The organism is Micromonospora arida (genome assembly GCF_003857035.1).
GTDB classification, from domain to species: Bacteria; Actinomycetota; Actinomycetes; order Mycobacteriales; family Micromonosporaceae; genus Micromonospora; species Micromonospora arida.
Genome location: NZ_QGSY01000177.1, coordinates 1 through 15,232, shown reverse-complemented (window position 1 = coordinate 15,232; position 15,232 = coordinate 1). Strand labels below are relative to the sequence as shown.

Here is a 15,232-nt window from a genome sequence, read left to right as displayed (position 1 = left end):
CGCACCCCATGAGGGACCACGCCGACACCGAACCCGGCACACCACGACTGACGAAGTGGATCGACGGACGGCTCACCCGGCTCGGGGTGACCGGAGTGTTCCCACGGGACTGCCTGCTGGCCGCGGTGCTGACCGTCCTGACGTTCGTACTGCTCACCGCGCTGTTCTGGTTCGTGGCACCGGAGGACGGGGTGTCGTTCGACCCGGCGCGGGCCTGGCTGCTCGTCGCCATCTGCTGTGCGCAGGCGATGCTGCTGTGCCTGCGTCGGGTCCGGCCACTACTCTGCCTCGCACTCGTCGTCGGCCTCCAACTGCCCATCATCGGCTTCTCGCTGCCCGAGGCGACCATCAGGGGCCTCGCACCGTTCGTCGTGGCGTACACCGTCGGGTCGTTGCTGCCGGTTCGGCGTGCACTGCTGGCCGTCAGCGCGGCCGTGGTGGTGGAGTCGATCGGGGCGGCCGTCGTGGTGACCCCGGACCTGCTGACGGCCGTCGCGTACGTCTCGGCGAGCGCCCTGACCTACGCCGGCGCGACCTTCGTCGGCGGCTACGCGGCCACCTACCGGCGCTACGTCGAGTTGGTCCGGGTGCGAGCGGACGAAGCGATCCGGGAGCAGCGCACGAAGGTCCAGGCGGCGATCGGCGCGGAGCGCTCCCGGATGGCCCGGGAGTTGCACGACGTGGCCGCGCACCACCTCTCCGGCATGGTCGTGCAGGCGGCGGCGGTCGAACGGCTGATCGACCGGGACCCGACGGCCGCGAAGGCCGGTGTGGCCTGGATCCGCAGTCAGGGCAAGGAGACCCTGGACAACCTGCGGCTGGTCGTCGGTGTGCTGCGCGGCAGGCCCGGGCACGAGGGCGGCGACGGTGCCGCCCCGGTTCCGGGGCTGAGCATGCTCGACGATCTCGTCCACACCGCGGGCAACCTCGCCGGTCCGGTGGAGTTCGTCCTGGAGGGCGAGCAGCGCGAGGTGTCGCCGATCGCCGACGTGGCGCTCTACCGGATCGCGCAGGAGTCGCTCAGCAACGCCCGCCAGCACGCCCCGGGCGCTGCGGCGCGGGTGGTGCTGCGCTTCGAGCCCCGCTCGGTGTCGCTGGAGGTGGTGAACGAACCCGCCGCGCCACGACGCGTACCGGCGGCACGGACCGGTGGCGTGGGCCTGGTGGGCATGCGCGAGCGCGCCCAGCTGATCGGGGCGACCTTCACCGCCGGTCCGACGGCGGCCGGTGGCTGGTCGGTCGCCGCGACACTCCCGACGAACGGTTCCGCCGCAACCCGGTCGAAGGAAGAGGCCTCAACATGATCAGAGTGATGCTCGTCGACGACCAGGCGGTCGTCCGCGCCGGCTTCCGCGTCATCCTGGAGCAGGCCGGCGAGATCGAGGTCGTGGCCGAGGCGTCGAACGGGTCCGCCGCCGTCGAGCTGGCCCGCCGGCTGCAACCGGACGTCATCTGCATGGACGTCCGGATGCCGCACGGCGACGGGCTCACCGCGACCCGCCAGATCGTCGCCGAGGCGACCGGTACGCCACCGGCGGTGCTGGTCGTGACGACCTTCGACCTCGACGAGTACGTCTTCGGCGCGTTGGAGTCCGGCGCCAGCGGGTTCATCCTCAAGGACTGTGAGCCCGAGGAGCTGATCGAGGCGATCCGTCGCCTCGCCAGCGGGTACGGGCTCGTCGACCAGGCCGTCACCCGTCGGGTGATCTCGGAGTTCGCCAGGCGTACGCCCGCTCCCCGCTCGGACGCGGCGGCAGCGCACCAGCTGACCGCGCGGGAGACCGAGATCGTGGAGTTGCTCGCACAGGGCCTGTCGAACGTCGAGATCGCCGAGCAGCTCTTCATCGAGACCAGCACTGTCAAGTCGCACCTCGGGCGCGCCATGGCCAAGATCGGCGCGCGGGATCGGCTACAGACCGTCGTCTGGGCGTACCAGAACGGGGTGGTCCAGCGGTGACAGCGACCCTGGTCCCCTGCCCGGCGGCAGTGGGTCCTCCCTGGGTCGAGAGTGGACGTTGCCGGAGTACGATCCCGGGCGTACCGCTGTGGTGACCTCCAGCTGACGACCCCTCGATAGGAGCCAGGCATGGCCGGTCCGGACCCCGAACTCGCCGCGAAGCTTCAGCCCGACGTGCCGCACGCGGCACGGATCTGGAACTACTGGATGGGCGGCAAGGACAACTTCCAGTCCGACCGGGCGGCCGGCGACGCTGTCGCCGAGGTCTACCCGGAGATCGTCCTCATGGCACAGCAGTCCCGTGTGTTCCTGGTGCGGGCGGTGCGTTACCTCGCGGCCGAGGCGGGCATCCGGCAGTTCCTGGACATCGGCACCGGCCTACCCAGCATGCAGAACACGCACGCGGTCGCCCAGGGCATCGCGCCCGACTCCCGCATCGTCTACGTGGACAACGACCCGATGGTGCTGGTGCACGCTCGGGCGCTGCTGGCCAGCACGACGTCGGAGGGTGTCACCACCTACGTCCCGGCCGACTACCACGACCCCGAGAAGATCCTCGCCGAGGCGGCGCAGACGCTCGACTTCAGCCAGCCCATCGCCGTGATGTACATGGGCGTCATGGGCTACGAGCCCGACCTGGACGTGGTGCGCTCGATCGTCGGGCGCACCATGGACGCGGCGCCGTCCGGCTCCCACCTGGTGCTCTGGGACGGCACCAACACCAGCCCGGCGGTGGTCTCGGGTGCCGAGCGGCTGGCGCAGAGCGGCGGAGTTCCGTACATCCTGCGCAGCCCGGAGGACCTCGCGAGCTGCTTCGACGGGCTGGTGATGGTGGAGCCGGGCCTGGTGCCGATCCCGCTGTGGCGACCGGACGAGGCTGACGCCGTCGGGATCGACGCCTACGGCGCGGTGGCCCGCAAGCCCTGACCGACACGACGTCCGCCCCGCTCCCGCCGTCGCGCCGGAAGCGGGGCGGACGTCGTTCACCGGGCGCAGCTCATGGTCAGCCCGTCGGGAACCGCACTGGCCGTCACGAGCATCCCGAACGTCGTCGCCCCGTCCAGCGCCAGCGTCCCGTTGTAGGACGCGTTGCGGACCGACACGTCGACGCCGGTGGTCTCGACCACTCCACCCCAGACGGTCTGGACCCGCTCGTCACCGGACCACCGCCAGGAGACGTGCCAGCGGTCCAAGGGTTGCGTCCCGGTGTTGCGGACCGTGACCGTGGCGACGAAACCGTTGCCCCAGCGGGCGTCGATCGTGGCCGTCGCCCGGCACGAGGCCAGCGGGGCGGTCCGCGCCGACCCGATCATGTACGGGTCGCGCTTGCCGTCAGGGTCGCTGAACCGGTACCAGTACTCCGTGTCGGGCGTCAGACCCCCGATGGTCACCGTGCCGAAGCGCTCCGGCCCGGAAACGGCCTCGGCCACCGGCGTCCGCCACTGTTGGGCGTCCTCGCGGCTGGCGAAGAGGCTGACGGTCATCGGCGGGTCGTAGCCGCAGGGCGGCCGGAAAAAGATCGAGTAGGAGATCGTCACGCTCGTGGTGGTGACCCCGGCGACGCTCCCGGTGATCGGCAGAGCCGGCGGGCAGGCAATGGTCGGCGACGGCGACGGCGTGGCCGACAGGGCGGGGGTGGGCGTCGCGTCGGTGCCGCTGGTCGTCCCGGTCCAGGCGCCCAGCGCCATGGTGGTGACTGCGAGGAACATGCGAAGCATCGGAACCTCCGTGGTCAGCGGGCACCGATGACCACGGTGGTAGCCGGTGCGCGCTCGGGATTCCGGTCATCGACGAGGCTGCCCGGCACGGGTGACATGGTCACCTCGCGCGCCCCGTGGACCGGAGGAGATCTGGTGCGCGCTGGCTCCCCGAGCACGACCGAACCACAGCATGGCAGTCGACAGGAATCGATACAAGGCGATCCCGAAGCCGTCGAGCATCGTCTGCTTTCTCGTCGCCGAAGGGACATCCGCCGGGCGCTCGCCCCGAGAATGATCCATCATGATCTATTCATTCGGACACGGGAGCACACCATGCTCGACGCAAGCAGCACGAACCGGCGACCCCGGGGAGTGAGGTTCCTGATCGCGGTGATGCTGACGGCCGCCGCGCTGGCCGCGCCCAGCCCCGCCGACGCCGCCGTCAGCCGGGCCGAACTTGCCCTCCGCTGGGCGCCCATCCACTACCAGGACGTCGACGCCACCGGCAGCCACGCCCTCAGCGGGCAGTCGGACTACGTCACCCGGGTCGATTTCGACGGCGACCTGGACGGGCGCAACAACTGGGACCGGGCCGGCCAGGCAGGCGCCGCACTCGCCGCGCACGTGTACTACTCCGTCGTGGAGACGAGCACCCACTGGTACATCACGTACTTTTTCTTCCACCCCCGCGACTGGACCGACCACCCGTTCTTCGAGACCGAGCACGAGAACGACGGCGAGGGCGCGCTGTTCGCGATCGAACGCGACGGCTCCACGTACGGCGTTCTCCGTTCGGCTGTCACCGTCGCGCACAGTGACTTCTTCTCCTACACGCCGACCGGCAGCACCTGGACAAGCGGCGGGGAGAGCATCGACGGCACCCTGAGGTTCCAGGCGTCACCACACGACACGTTCCAGCACCCGGTGACGGCACAGGAGGCGCAGGGCCACGGCCTCAAGGCGCACCCGCAGTACGACATCAACGGCGACGGCCTGGTCTATTACCCGTCGACCAGCGCCGAGACGCCGAGCAACGGCAACGACCGCGACGTGCGGTATCAACTGATCGACATCTTCGCCACCGGCGGCCTGTGGGCGCAGCGGTCCAACGCGAGCCTCTTCGCCAGCCTCGGCACGTTCGCCGGTGACACGTCCGGCGACTGCGGCGTCGGCACCTGGAGTTGTTCGGCCAACTCGGCCAACGCGCCCTGGGGCTGGGACGACGGCAACGACGCCCCCGCGCGTGGCGAGATCGCCAGCGACCCGGCGAAGCTGGCGGCCGCGTACTTCACGGTGCCGAGCGGCCTGGCACGCGCCTACAGCTACAACCCGTACGCCGGCGCGGCGGCAGCGCTCGCCGAGGCAGCGAGGACGGCTCCGCCGACCGTCGACTGACGCCGTCGTCTCCCCGGGGTCGGACCGTCCTGGTCCGTCACCGGGGAGACGGATCGACCCGCACCCGATCACTCTCCCGGTCGGAGAGGAAGGACGCCAATTCCTGCCCCTGCTCGGCCACGGCATCCCGCTCCGTCCGGGAGAGGCCGCCGAGCGGTCTCACGACAACCGTCCCCGAATCGACGGTCCAGGTCGCCGCGACCCGGCCGTCGACGAGCACCACGCGCTCACCGGCCACCGAGAGGTTACGGTGCGCGTCGTCGATGATCCGGCTGCGGTCGTCGTAGCCGAGGATCGCGTTGTCGAACGCCGGCAGGAACCGCACCGGGGCGGGGGTGTCAGGGTCGGGGCGCGGCGCGTCGGGAAGGTCTATGAGCTTCCGGCCACGCTCGTCGCGAAAGGTCACCAACTCGTCCCGCATGGCCGTCACCACTGCCGGCAGCCCGGCGAGACCGCACCAGGCGCGCAGGTCGGCCGTGGCCGCCGGGCCGAACGCGGCCAGGTAACGGCGTACGAGCAGCCGGCCGACCTCATCGACCCCGGTCGCGGTCGGCGGGTCGATCTCCCGGCCGAGCCAGGCGGAGAGCAGGACGTATCGCGCGCCTCCCTTCGCCCGCCACACCCCGCGCGGCGGGACCTGCGTCATCGGTAGCAGCGCGACAGCGATCTCGCCCAGCACGCGCAGCCCCGGCGTCGGCCACCGCTCGACGAGCGCCCGCCCGATGTCGGGCATCGAGCGGGGCTCACCGTCGGCCACCACGGCAAGCGCGGCAGCGGCGAGGTCGTCGAGGTCCACCCCGTCGAGTTCGCCGCGGTAGACCCCGAGCACGCGTTGCCGCAGCATGGCGTCGTGACGGGTGCGCCAGGCCACGACGTCGCCGGCGACGAGCAGGTGGACGGTGCGGCGCATGAGGTGGGTACGCACCACGTGTCGCTGGGTCAGCAGGTCGGAGAGCACGGTCGGGTCGAACGCGCGCAGCCGTGACCACAGCCCGATGAACGGCTCCTGCGGCTCCTGGGCCTGCAGGCCGCCGAGGTGGGCGACGGCGTCGAGCGCCGGCAGGTCGGCGCGGTCGAGCAGCAGCTGCCGGGCGAGCGTCGCACGGTTGAGCGCCCGCGTGTCGAGAACGGTCATCAGATCCCTTCGGCCGGGCTCATTATCCGACCCACGGCCGACAGTCCGGGTGCCCGACCGTCTCGGGTACGCGGGTTCGCCCCGCCCGGCGAGGCCGGACGGGGCGAATTCGAGCGGTGGACCGATCAGTGCTTGCCGACGAAGATCCCGATGCCGTTGGCGACCATTCGCTCCGTACCGTCGGACGGGCTGTTGCGGGCGGTGGCCGCGGCCTGGCCCGGCTCGCGGACGGCGACCGTGCTCGACCCGCCGCCGTCGAGGTTGACTGCGGCGTCCGCGCCGAGTGAACGCATCAGGTCGGCCAGTTCGGCGATCGTGAACCCGGCGCTGGCCGGGGCGCGGCCGGCCAAAGCGACCAGGTACACGGTCCGGCCGTCGGGACTGACACCGGCCGAGCTGCGTACCGCGGCGGTCCTGGTGTCCAGGCCGGCGAGCGGCGCGCCGTCGCGCAGGATCGGCGCGCCACCGACCGCGAAGGTCAGCTTCGGCTTGCCGGCGGAGACGAGCTTCTCGCGCACCTGCACCCGGTCACCGACGGCGAGGTCGTCGAGCGCGTCCGCGCCGCCCTCCCGGCCGACCAGCACCTGGGTGTCGGTCGGGATCGCTCCCGCGCCGGGCGTCGGGCCGACTGCGGTCACCACGCCGTCGCGCACGGTCACCTCGTAGGTGTGGGTGCTGCACGGGTCGCTGCGGCTCGTGTCGGTGCCGCAGGTGGACCGGACCCGGGAGGCGGTCCCCCAGTCGGCGGTGAACAGGCCGACCCCGTCTACCGGGAGCGCGTACTGATTGAGGCCGCCCAGCGCGATCGCGCCCTTCCTGCTGCGCACCTCGCCGTCCAGGCTCAGGGTGTCGACGCGCGCCTTGCCGTTCACGCCGACGCCGAACACGTCCCGGGTCGAGGTGCCGGGGGCCAGGCCGGGGCCGAAGCGCTGCGCGGTCGGCACCGCGAACTTCAATTCCTCACCGCCGGCGATCTCCGGACCGGACGACGAGTAGGTGGGAGTGACGCCGGCGTGCGTCTCACTGTTGTTGAAGAAGTCGCCATTGACACCGGCGACGGCACCCTGCTCGTTCGCCATCGCCGAGACGACGGTGCGCTGCGCCACCGCGTCGGGGTGCAGCAGGTCCAGGGAGACCTTGTTCTTCTGGAGGTCGGCGGTGAGCAGGTAACCGACGGTGACACCCCGGGGCGTTGTCACCTCGAACGAGCCGTACGTGACGCCCGGGGCGAGCTGCTCGGTCGAGGTGATGGTGATCGGGATGCCGGTCGCGGGTACCGTGGCGGTCGCGGCGTGGGCGACGCCTGCCGGCGTGCCGAGCGCGGTGAGTCCCGCCGCGAGCAGCAGCGCCAGACGTGGGCGTACGAGGTGCGGTGACCTCATTGCCGCTCCTTTCCTGGTGCGTTCCTGGCCTGGGCCGGGCTGGTCGGGCCGGGCCAGTTGTCGACCGGACCGGCGATGATCTTCCTGGTCAGCCGATCACCCGGGGGTGAACGCGGGAGGCTGCGGACGTGAACCGTCCGCACCGTCTTGATCAACTGCCGGAGCGGTCGGATCCGATCGGCGCAGCCCTCCGGGGTGCCAAAAAGTTTTGTGGACTTCCTACAACTGAGGGACGGTGGGTTCGGTGGTTGCGCCATAGCGCTGGCCGCCGCCACGCGGAAAGGTGGATCACTGCTGGGAGCCGTCGTCTCCCGGCGCGCAGGTCGAGGTCTAGCTAAGGGGTTCTTCGGGTGTTCAACCGTGTCGCCATCGTCAACCGTGGTGAAGCCGCCATGCGGCTCATCCACGCGGTCCGCGAGCTGGCCGCGGAGACCGGCATCCAGCTCGAAACCGTGGCTCTCTACACCGATGTCGACCGCAACGCCACGTTCGTCCGCGAAGCGGACATCGCCTACGATCTCGGCCCGGCCTCCGCCCGCCCGTACCTCAACCTGGCGGTGCTGGAGCGCGCCCTGACCGAGACCGGGGCCGACGCCGCGTGGGTCGGCTGGGGCTTCGTCGCCGAGGATCCGGCGTTCGCCGAGCTGTGCGAGAAGATCGGCGTCACCTTCGTCGGGCCGAGCGCGGACGCCATGCGCCAACTCGGCGACAAGATCGGCTCGAAGCTGATCGCCGAGAAGGTCGGCGTGCCGGTCGCGCCGTGGAGCCGCGGCGCCGTCGAGACCCTCGCCGCCGCCCAGGCCTCGGCGGCCGAGGTCGGCTACCCGCTGATGCTGAAGGCGACCGCCGGCGGCGGCGGGCGCGGCATCCGCGTGATCAGGAACGAGGCCGAACTGGTCGACGCGTACGAGCGCACCAGCCAGGAGGCGGCACGGGCGTTCGGCAGCGGCATCGTGTTCCTGGAGCGCCTGGTCACCGGGGCTCGGCACGTCGAGGTCCAGGTGATCGCCGACGGGCAGGGCACCGCGTGGGCGCTCGGCGTCCGCGACTGCTCGGTGCAACGACGCAACCAGAAGGTCATCGAGGAGTCGGCGTCGCCGGTGCTCGACCCCGCGCAGGCCGCCGAGCTGAAGACGTCGGCCGAGCGGCTGGCAGTGGCTGTCGGTTACCGAGGCGCGGCGACCGTCGAGTTCCTCTACCACCCCGGGGATCGGTTGTTCGCGTTCCTCGAGGTCAACACCCGTCTCCAGGTCGAGCACCCGATCACCGAGCTGACCACCGGGTTCGACCTGGTCAAGGCGCAGCTGCACGTCGCCTCAGGCGGGCGACTCGAAGGTGCGCCGCCGGCCGAGCGCGGGCACGCCATCGAGGCGCGGCTCAACGCCGAGGACCCCGACCGCGACTTCGCCCCGTCCCCCGGTCGCATCGCCCGGCTGGACCTGCCCAGCGGCCCCGGCATCCGGGTGGACACCGGCGTCAGCGAGGGTGACACCATCCCGGCCGACTTCGACTCGATGATCGCGAAGATCATCGCGTACGGCCGTGACCGCGACGAGGCCCTCGGCAGGCTGCGCCGGGCGATGGCGAACACCACGGTGATCATCGAAGGTGGGGCCACGAACAAGAGCTTCGTGCTCGACCTGCTCGACCAGCCCGAGGTGATCGACGCGAGCGCGGACACCGGCTGGATCGACCGCGTCCGCGGTGAGGGCCGCCTCGTCACGCACCGCCACTCCGCCGTCGCCCTGGCCGCCGCCGCCATCGAGGCGTACGAGGAGGAGGAGCGCGTCGAGCGTCAACGGCTGCTGTCGACGGCGGCCGGCGGGCGCCCGCAGGTGCAGCACGCCAGCGGCCGACCGTTGGACCTCAAGCTGCGCGGCGTCGGCTACCGCACCCGCGTGGCGCGGGTCGGCGCGCACCGGTTCCGGGTCGGCATCGAGACCGGCCCCGTCGTGCGCACCGCCGACGTCGAGCTCGACCGCTTCGACCGGCACACCGGTCAGATCGTCGTCAACGGCATCCGCTACCGCCTGCTCACCGGCACGTACGGGCCGACCCACCTGGTCGAGGTGGACGGCGTGACGCACCGGGTCAGCCGGGACGAGGGTGGCGTCCTGCGCTCCCCGATGCCCGCGCTGGTCGTCGCCACGCCGCTGGAGGTCGGCGCGGAGGTCGAGGCTGGCGCGCCGGTGCTGGTGCTGGAAGCGATGAAGATGGAGACGGTGCTGCGGGCGCCGTTCAAGGCGCGGCTCAAGGAGTGCGCCGTGTCGGTGGGCAGCCAGGTGGAGGCCGGTGCGCCGCTGCTGCGCCTGGAGCCGCTCGCGGACGACGCCGAGGAGACCGCTGACGACCCGAGCACCGAGACCGTCGAACTGGACCTGCCCACCTCCGCCGCGGACATCCCGGCGTACGAGCGCAGCAGGCGCGGCCAGGAGGACCTGAGAGGTCTGCTGCTCGGCTTCGACGTCGACCCGCACGACGACCGCCGGGTGCTCGACGATTACCTCACCGCGCGGCGGGCGGCCACCGAAGCAGGTCAGCGGCCCCTGGCCGCCGAACTCGACCTCATCGAGGTGTTCGCCGATCTCGCCGAACTGAGCCGCAACCGGCCGACGGGCGAGGACGGCGGTGCCGCGCACGTGCACAGCGCCCGGGAGTACTTCCACACCTACCTGCAGAGCCTCGACGTCGAGCGGGCCGGGCTGCCGGACGCCTTCCAGACCAGGCTCGGCAAGGCGCTCGGCCGGTACGGCGTCACCGACCTGGACCGCACCCCCGCCCTCGAAGCCGCTGTCTTCCGGATCTTCCTCGCCCAGCAGCGCGCCTCCGCGGACGCGCAGGTCATCACGGCGCTGCTGCGCGCGTGGCTGCGGGAGACCCCGCCGGACGAGACGCTGCGCGAACCGGCCGGCCTCGCGCTGGAGCGGCTGATCGCCGCGACGCAGGTCCGCTTCCCCGTGGTCGCGGACCTCGCCCGCGGCGTGGTGTTCGCCTGGTTCGCCCAGCCGCTGCTGCGCCGCAACCGCGCCCGCGTCTACGCCGAGGTCCGTGGGCACCTGCGGCACCTCGACGCGCACCCGGACGCGCCGGACCGCGCCGAGCGCATCGCCGAGATGGTGCGCAGCACCGAGCCGCTGGTCCGGCTGCTCGGCCAGCGGCTCGTCCGCGACCACCTCGACAACGCGGTCATGTTGGAGGTGCTGACCCGGCGGTACTACGGCAACCGGTCGCTCACCAGCGTGCTCACCCGCGAGGTCGCGGGCTGCACGTTCGTGGTCGCCGAGCGCGCCGACTCGAGCGTGGTCTCCGCCGCGGTCAGCTTCGACGCGCTGGGCAGCGCCCTGCGTGGGCTGGCCGAGCTGGCCACCGGCGAGGACGCCGTGGACGCCGACATCTACCTCGGCTGGGAGAACCAGCCGGAGGACTTCGACGCGATGGCGGCCGCGCTGGCCGAGGTCATCGCCGCGCACCCGCTGCCGCCCCAGGTCCGTCGGGTCACCACCACCGTCGCGGGTCGCGGCGGGGCGGTGATGCACCACCACTTCACCTTCCGCCCGTCGGGCGCCCAGTTGACCGAGGACCGGCTGATCCGTGGGCTGCACCCGTACATCGCCCAGCGGATGCAGCTGGAGCGGCTGCACAAGTTCGACCTGACCCGGCTGCCGTCGTCGGACGAGGAGGTCTACCTCTTCCAGTGCGTGGCCCGGGAGAACCGCGCCGACGAGCGCCTCGTCGCGTTCGCGCAGGTGCGTGACCTGACCGAGCTTCGCGAGCAGGACGGCCGCCTGGTCGCGCTGCCGACGACCGAGGACGCCATCGCCGCCTGCCTCGACTCGATCCGCCGCGCCCAGTCGCGGCGGCCGTCGAAGACGCGCTTCAACATCAACCGCATCGTGGTCTACGTGTGGCCGCCGAGCGAGCTGACCCGCGAGGAGATGGAGATGATCGCCGGGCGGGTCCGCCCGACGACCGCGGGCGCCGGCCTGGAGGAGATCCTGTTCATCGCGCGCCAGCGCGACCGCCGGACCGGCGAGCTGACGAAGATCGCCGTACGGATCTCGTTCGACGCCGCGGGCGGTGCCGAACTGGCCGTCGGGGAGCCGCCGGTCGAGCCGATCGAGCCACTCGACGAGTACCGGCTCAAGGTGCTGCGGGCCAGCAGCCGCAACACCGTGTACCCGTACGAGCTGACCGGCCGGCTCGGCGACTTCGTCGAGCACGACCTCGACGAGGACCACGTGTTGGTGCCGGTGGACCGGCCGAAGGGGCGCAACAGCGCCGCCATCGTCGCCGGAGTGGTCACCACGCCGACCGAGCGCTACCCCCAGGGCGTCACCCGGGTGGTGCTGCTCGGCGACCCGACGAAGTCGCTGGGCGCCCTGTCCGAGCCGGAGTGCCGCCGCGTGATCGCCGCACTGGACCTGGCCGAGCGGATGCAGGTGCCGCTGGAGTGGTGGGCGCTGTCCGCCGGGGCCCGGATCTCGATGACCTCCGGTACGGAGAACATGGACTGGGTGGCCGCCGCGCTCAAGCGGATCGTCGAGTTCACCCAGGCCGGCGGTGAGATCAACATCGTGGTCGCGGGCATCAACGTCGGCGCGCAGCCGTACTGGAACGCCGAGGCGACGATGCTCATGCACACCAAGGGCATCCTGGTGATGACGCCCGACTCGGCGATGGTGCTCACCGGCAAGCAGTCGCTCGACTTCTCCGGGGGTGTGTCTGCCGAGGACAACTTCGGCATCGGTGGCTACGACCGGGTGATGGGGCCGAACGGACAGGCGCAGTACTGGGCGCCGAACCTGACGGCCGCACGGGACGTGGTGATGGCGCACTACGACCACACGTACGTCGCGCCCGGCGAGGACGCGCCCCGGCGGGCGGTCACCACCGACCCGGCCGACCGCGACATCTCCGACTTCCCGCACGACGTGGCGGGCAGCGCCTTCGCCACCGTCGGGGAGATCTTCTCCGTCGAGTCCAACCCGGACCGCAAGAAGCCGTTCGACATCCGTACGGTGATGCGGGCCCTCTCCGACCAGGACCACCCGGTGCTGGAGCGCTGGGCCGGCATGGCGGACGCGGACACCGCTGTGGTGCAGGACGTCCACCTCGGTGGCATCCCGGTCTGCCTGCTCGGCATCGAGTCCCGGTCGGTGCCCCGGCACGGCTTCCCGCCCACCGACGGTCCGGACACCTACACGGCGGGCACGCTGTTCCCCCGCTCGTCGAAGAAGGCCGCGCGGGCGATCAACTCGGCCAGCGGCAACCGGCCGCTCGTCGTGCTGGCGAACCTGTCCGGCTTCGACGGCTCCCCGGAGTCGATGCGCAAGCTGCAACTGGAGTACGGCGCCGAGATCGGCCGGGCGATCGTGAACTTCCGGGGGCCCATCGTCTTCTGCGTGATCTCGCGCTACCACGGTGGTGCGTTCGTGGTGTTCTCGAAGGCGCTGAACCCGAACATGACGGTGCTGGCGCTGGAGGGCTCGTTCGCCTCGGTGCTCGGTGGCGCACCCGCCGCAGCGGTGGTGTTCTCCGCCGACGTCAACGCCCGTACGGCGGCCGACCCGCGGGTGCGGGACCTGGAGGCCCGCACCGCCGCCTCGGCCGGCACCGAACGCGCCGCGCTGACCGCCGAACTCGACGAGCTGCGCTCGTCGGTGCGCGCGGAGAAACTCAGCGAGGTGGCCGCGGAGTTCGACCGGGTACACAACATCCACCGGGCCGTCGAGGTCGGCTCGGTGGACGCCGTCGTCCGCGCCGCCGAGCTGCGTCCGCGCATCATCGAGACCATCGAGGCCCGCCTGGGGTAGAACGGCCGGAACCCCCATACGGTCAGCACCACCGGTCGTCGACCGGTGGTGCTGACCGTATGGGGGTGAGGTGCTTGGCGGCCTAGCTGAGCGCCGCGTTCAGCGCGACGGCGACGGCGAGCCAGACGATGACCGTGCCGATACCGACGCCGACCATGGCGAGCGCCTTGACGGCGGTTGTCATCCGGGTGTGGGCGAGCGTCAGGTTCGCCCAGACGCCCAACGCACCGACCAGCGCGCCCAGGATGCCGCCGACGGTGAACAGCAGGATCGGCAGCAGAACCAGGATGCGCAGAAAGATCGGCATGGGAGGCCCGGTCCGGTGCTGCACACCGTTGACCTCCACGGTCGGGTAAGGGTCGGCGAGAACGTTGCGTACCGTGGCCTGGACGACACCACCGTCCACTGCCGGCAACGCGTAGCGTCTGCCCGTCCTGGGGGCCGGCACTCCGCCGACGGTGACGGCAGGGTGGCCGAAGAATGCCTTGGTGGCGATGACGATCGGGCCAGCTACGCCGGCGACGTTGAGCGGTTCGGTGTTCACCGGCGTGATCTTAGGAAGCGCGGCCCCCCTCGTCCATCCCGTTGATCATGCGGGGCCGGCCCCCACGTCAGGTGGCGTCGCCCAGCAGTCGGTGGAGGACGTGACGGCGTCGTCCGGGGTGAGTTCCACGGCGTTCTCACCGACGCTGTCAGGATCGCCGCACGGCGACCGTGGGATCCACCCTCAGCCGGTCCGTCGCCCGTGGCTCGGGTCGGTGTCGGCCTGCCAGGCGGCGACGAGATCCTCGCGCGCCCGGGCGACCCGGGAACGGATCGTGCCGACGGGGCACTGGCAGACGTCCGCCGCCTCGACGTAGGACAGGCCGAGCACCTGGGTGGCGACGAACGCCTCGCGGCGCTCCGGGGTCAGTCCGGCGATCAACTGGTGCAGGGTCACGCCCTCGTCGGCACCGGCGGTGATCGCACCGGCGGCCTCGGCCGCCGCCTGCCAGTCCGGCACCGACGCCATCCTCGGCCGGGCCACCGCCGTCCGGACGTGGTCCACGGCAACGCGCCGGGCGATGGTGAACACCCAGGTACGGGCCGACGAGCGACCGGCGAAGCCGGGCAGGTTGCGAATCGCCCGTAGGAACGTCTCCTGGGTCAGGTCGTCGGCCTCTCCCGGCCCGGCCAGGTGCGACAGGAACCGCCAGACCTGGTCCTGTAGGGCCCGGATGAACGCCGTGGCGGCCTGCCGGTCACCCTGGCCCGCCTCCCGTGCCCACCGGGTCACCTGGTCGTCGTCAGCGACGCCGTTCCGCACAGACCACCGTCCTGTGTGCCACGGGCGCTCCTCCATGCCGAGAGGCCGTCGTCGGAACGCCGCCGGTCGGCCGCGCACTCTGGTGGTCGCCGGCCGGTCCGGAAAAGTTCCCGAGGTTCCCACGTTCGACTGATCTCGCGGATGTCCGAGGTGACGGGAACCGGGGCCGCTCAGCTCCAGGCGGGCTGGTCCGCGCTCTCGCGTTCTCTCGGGACCACGGGGTCGGGCATGCTCCACGAGCGCCACAGCTGGCTGTACCCGCCCTTGGCCCTGAGCAGTTCGGCGTGCGTGCCGTGCTCGGCGACGCGCCCCTGGTCGAGGACGACGATGCGGTCCGCGGTGGCCGCCTGGCTGAGTCGGTGGGCGACGATCAGCGTGGTACGGCCCTCGGTGGCCGCCACGGCGGCGCGGTCGAGGTCGCGCGCGCCCGCGCTGCCCGCCTCGGCGGTGGCCTCGTCGAGGATCGCGACGGCCGGATCGGCGAGGATGAGGCGGGCCAGCGCGAGCTGCTGGGCCTGGGCCGAGGTGAGCTGCCGCCCACCCT

10 protein-coding genes and 1 pseudogene are annotated in these 15,232 nt (G+C 71.7%); 5 read left to right on the top strand and 6 right to left on the bottom strand.

Annotation, left to right across the window (positions count from 1 at the left end; all coding sequences use genetic code 11):
• Positions 1-8: 8 nt before the first annotated feature.
• The 3 genes from DLJ58_RS15905 to DLJ58_RS15895 all read left to right on the top strand — a co-directional run bounded on the left by DLJ58_RS15905 (position 9) and on the right by DLJ58_RS15895 (position 2,884).
• Positions 9-1,304 (top strand): sensor histidine kinase, encoded by a 1,296-nt coding sequence (locus DLJ58_RS15905; protein WP_124857193.1) that lies wholly within the window; start codon positions 9-11, stop codon positions 1,302-1,304.
• On the top strand, positions 1,301-1,957 hold the full coding sequence (locus tag DLJ58_RS15900) for a response regulator (protein ID WP_124857191.1): 657 nt from the start codon (positions 1,301-1,303) through the stop codon (positions 1,955-1,957). Before DLJ58_RS15905 ends, DLJ58_RS15900 begins: the two co-directional genes overlap by 4 nt.
• Before the next feature lie 129 nt (positions 1,958-2,086).
• Positions 2,087-2,884, top strand: coding sequence for an SAM-dependent methyltransferase (locus DLJ58_RS15895; RefSeq protein ID WP_124857189.1), 798 nt, complete (start codon positions 2,087-2,089; stop codon positions 2,882-2,884).
• Between the two features lie 56 nt (positions 2,885-2,940).
• Here the strand turns inward: DLJ58_RS15895 and DLJ58_RS15890 are convergent, their stop codons facing one another.
• The gene (locus tag DLJ58_RS15890) at positions 2,941-3,675 is read right to left on the bottom strand and encodes a cellulose binding domain-containing protein (protein WP_124857187.1); all 735 of its coding nucleotides are present in this window, start codon (positions 3,673-3,675) and stop codon (positions 2,941-2,943) included.
• 315 nt (positions 3,676-3,990) lie between these two features.
• On the opposite strand from DLJ58_RS15890, the gene DLJ58_RS15885 reads away from it, so the two are divergent.
• Positions 3,991-5,052, top strand: coding sequence for a hypothetical protein (locus tag DLJ58_RS15885; protein WP_124857186.1), 1,062 nt, complete (start codon positions 3,991-3,993; stop codon positions 5,050-5,052).
• A 37-nt stretch (positions 5,053-5,089) separates the two neighbouring features.
• Here the strand turns inward: DLJ58_RS15885 and DLJ58_RS15880 are convergent, their stop codons facing one another.
• Both DLJ58_RS15880 and DLJ58_RS15875 read right to left on the bottom strand, forming a co-directional pair.
• A complete protein-coding gene (locus DLJ58_RS15880) occupies positions 5,090-6,187 on the bottom strand; it encodes a winged helix DNA-binding domain-containing protein (RefSeq protein WP_124857184.1) in 1,098 nt (365 codons plus the stop codon).
• A 125-nt stretch (positions 6,188-6,312) separates the two neighbouring features.
• Positions 6,313-7,569 carry a phosphodiester glycosidase family protein gene (locus DLJ58_RS15875; RefSeq protein ID WP_124857182.1) on the bottom strand — a complete coding sequence of 419 codons (1,257 nt, stop codon included), beginning with the start codon at positions 7,567-7,569 and terminating at the stop codon, positions 6,313-6,315.
• 350 nt (positions 7,570-7,919) lie between these two features.
• On the opposite strand from DLJ58_RS15875, the gene DLJ58_RS15870 reads away from it, so the two are divergent.
• A complete protein-coding gene (locus tag DLJ58_RS15870; protein WP_124857180.1) occupies positions 7,920-13,382 on the top strand; it encodes an ATP-binding protein in 5,463 nt (1,820 codons plus the stop codon).
• Between the two features lie 82 nt (positions 13,383-13,464).
• Here DLJ58_RS15870 and DLJ58_RS15865 read toward each other — a convergent pair whose 3' ends face one another.
• The 3 genes and pseudogenes from DLJ58_RS15865 to DLJ58_RS15855 all read right to left on the bottom strand — a co-directional run.
• Positions 13,465-13,926, bottom strand: coding sequence for a hypothetical protein (locus DLJ58_RS15865; protein WP_124857178.1), 462 nt, complete (start codon positions 13,924-13,926; stop codon positions 13,465-13,467).
• 183 nt (positions 13,927-14,109) lie between these two features.
• Positions 14,110-14,688 (bottom strand): sigma-70 family RNA polymerase sigma factor, encoded by a 579-nt coding sequence (locus DLJ58_RS15860; protein WP_244218960.1) that lies wholly within the window; start codon positions 14,686-14,688, stop codon positions 14,110-14,112.
• A 170-nt stretch (positions 14,689-14,858) separates the two neighbouring features.
• A pseudogene (locus tag DLJ58_RS15855) lies at positions 14,859-15,232 on the bottom strand (ABC transporter ATP-binding protein); the annotation flags it as partial.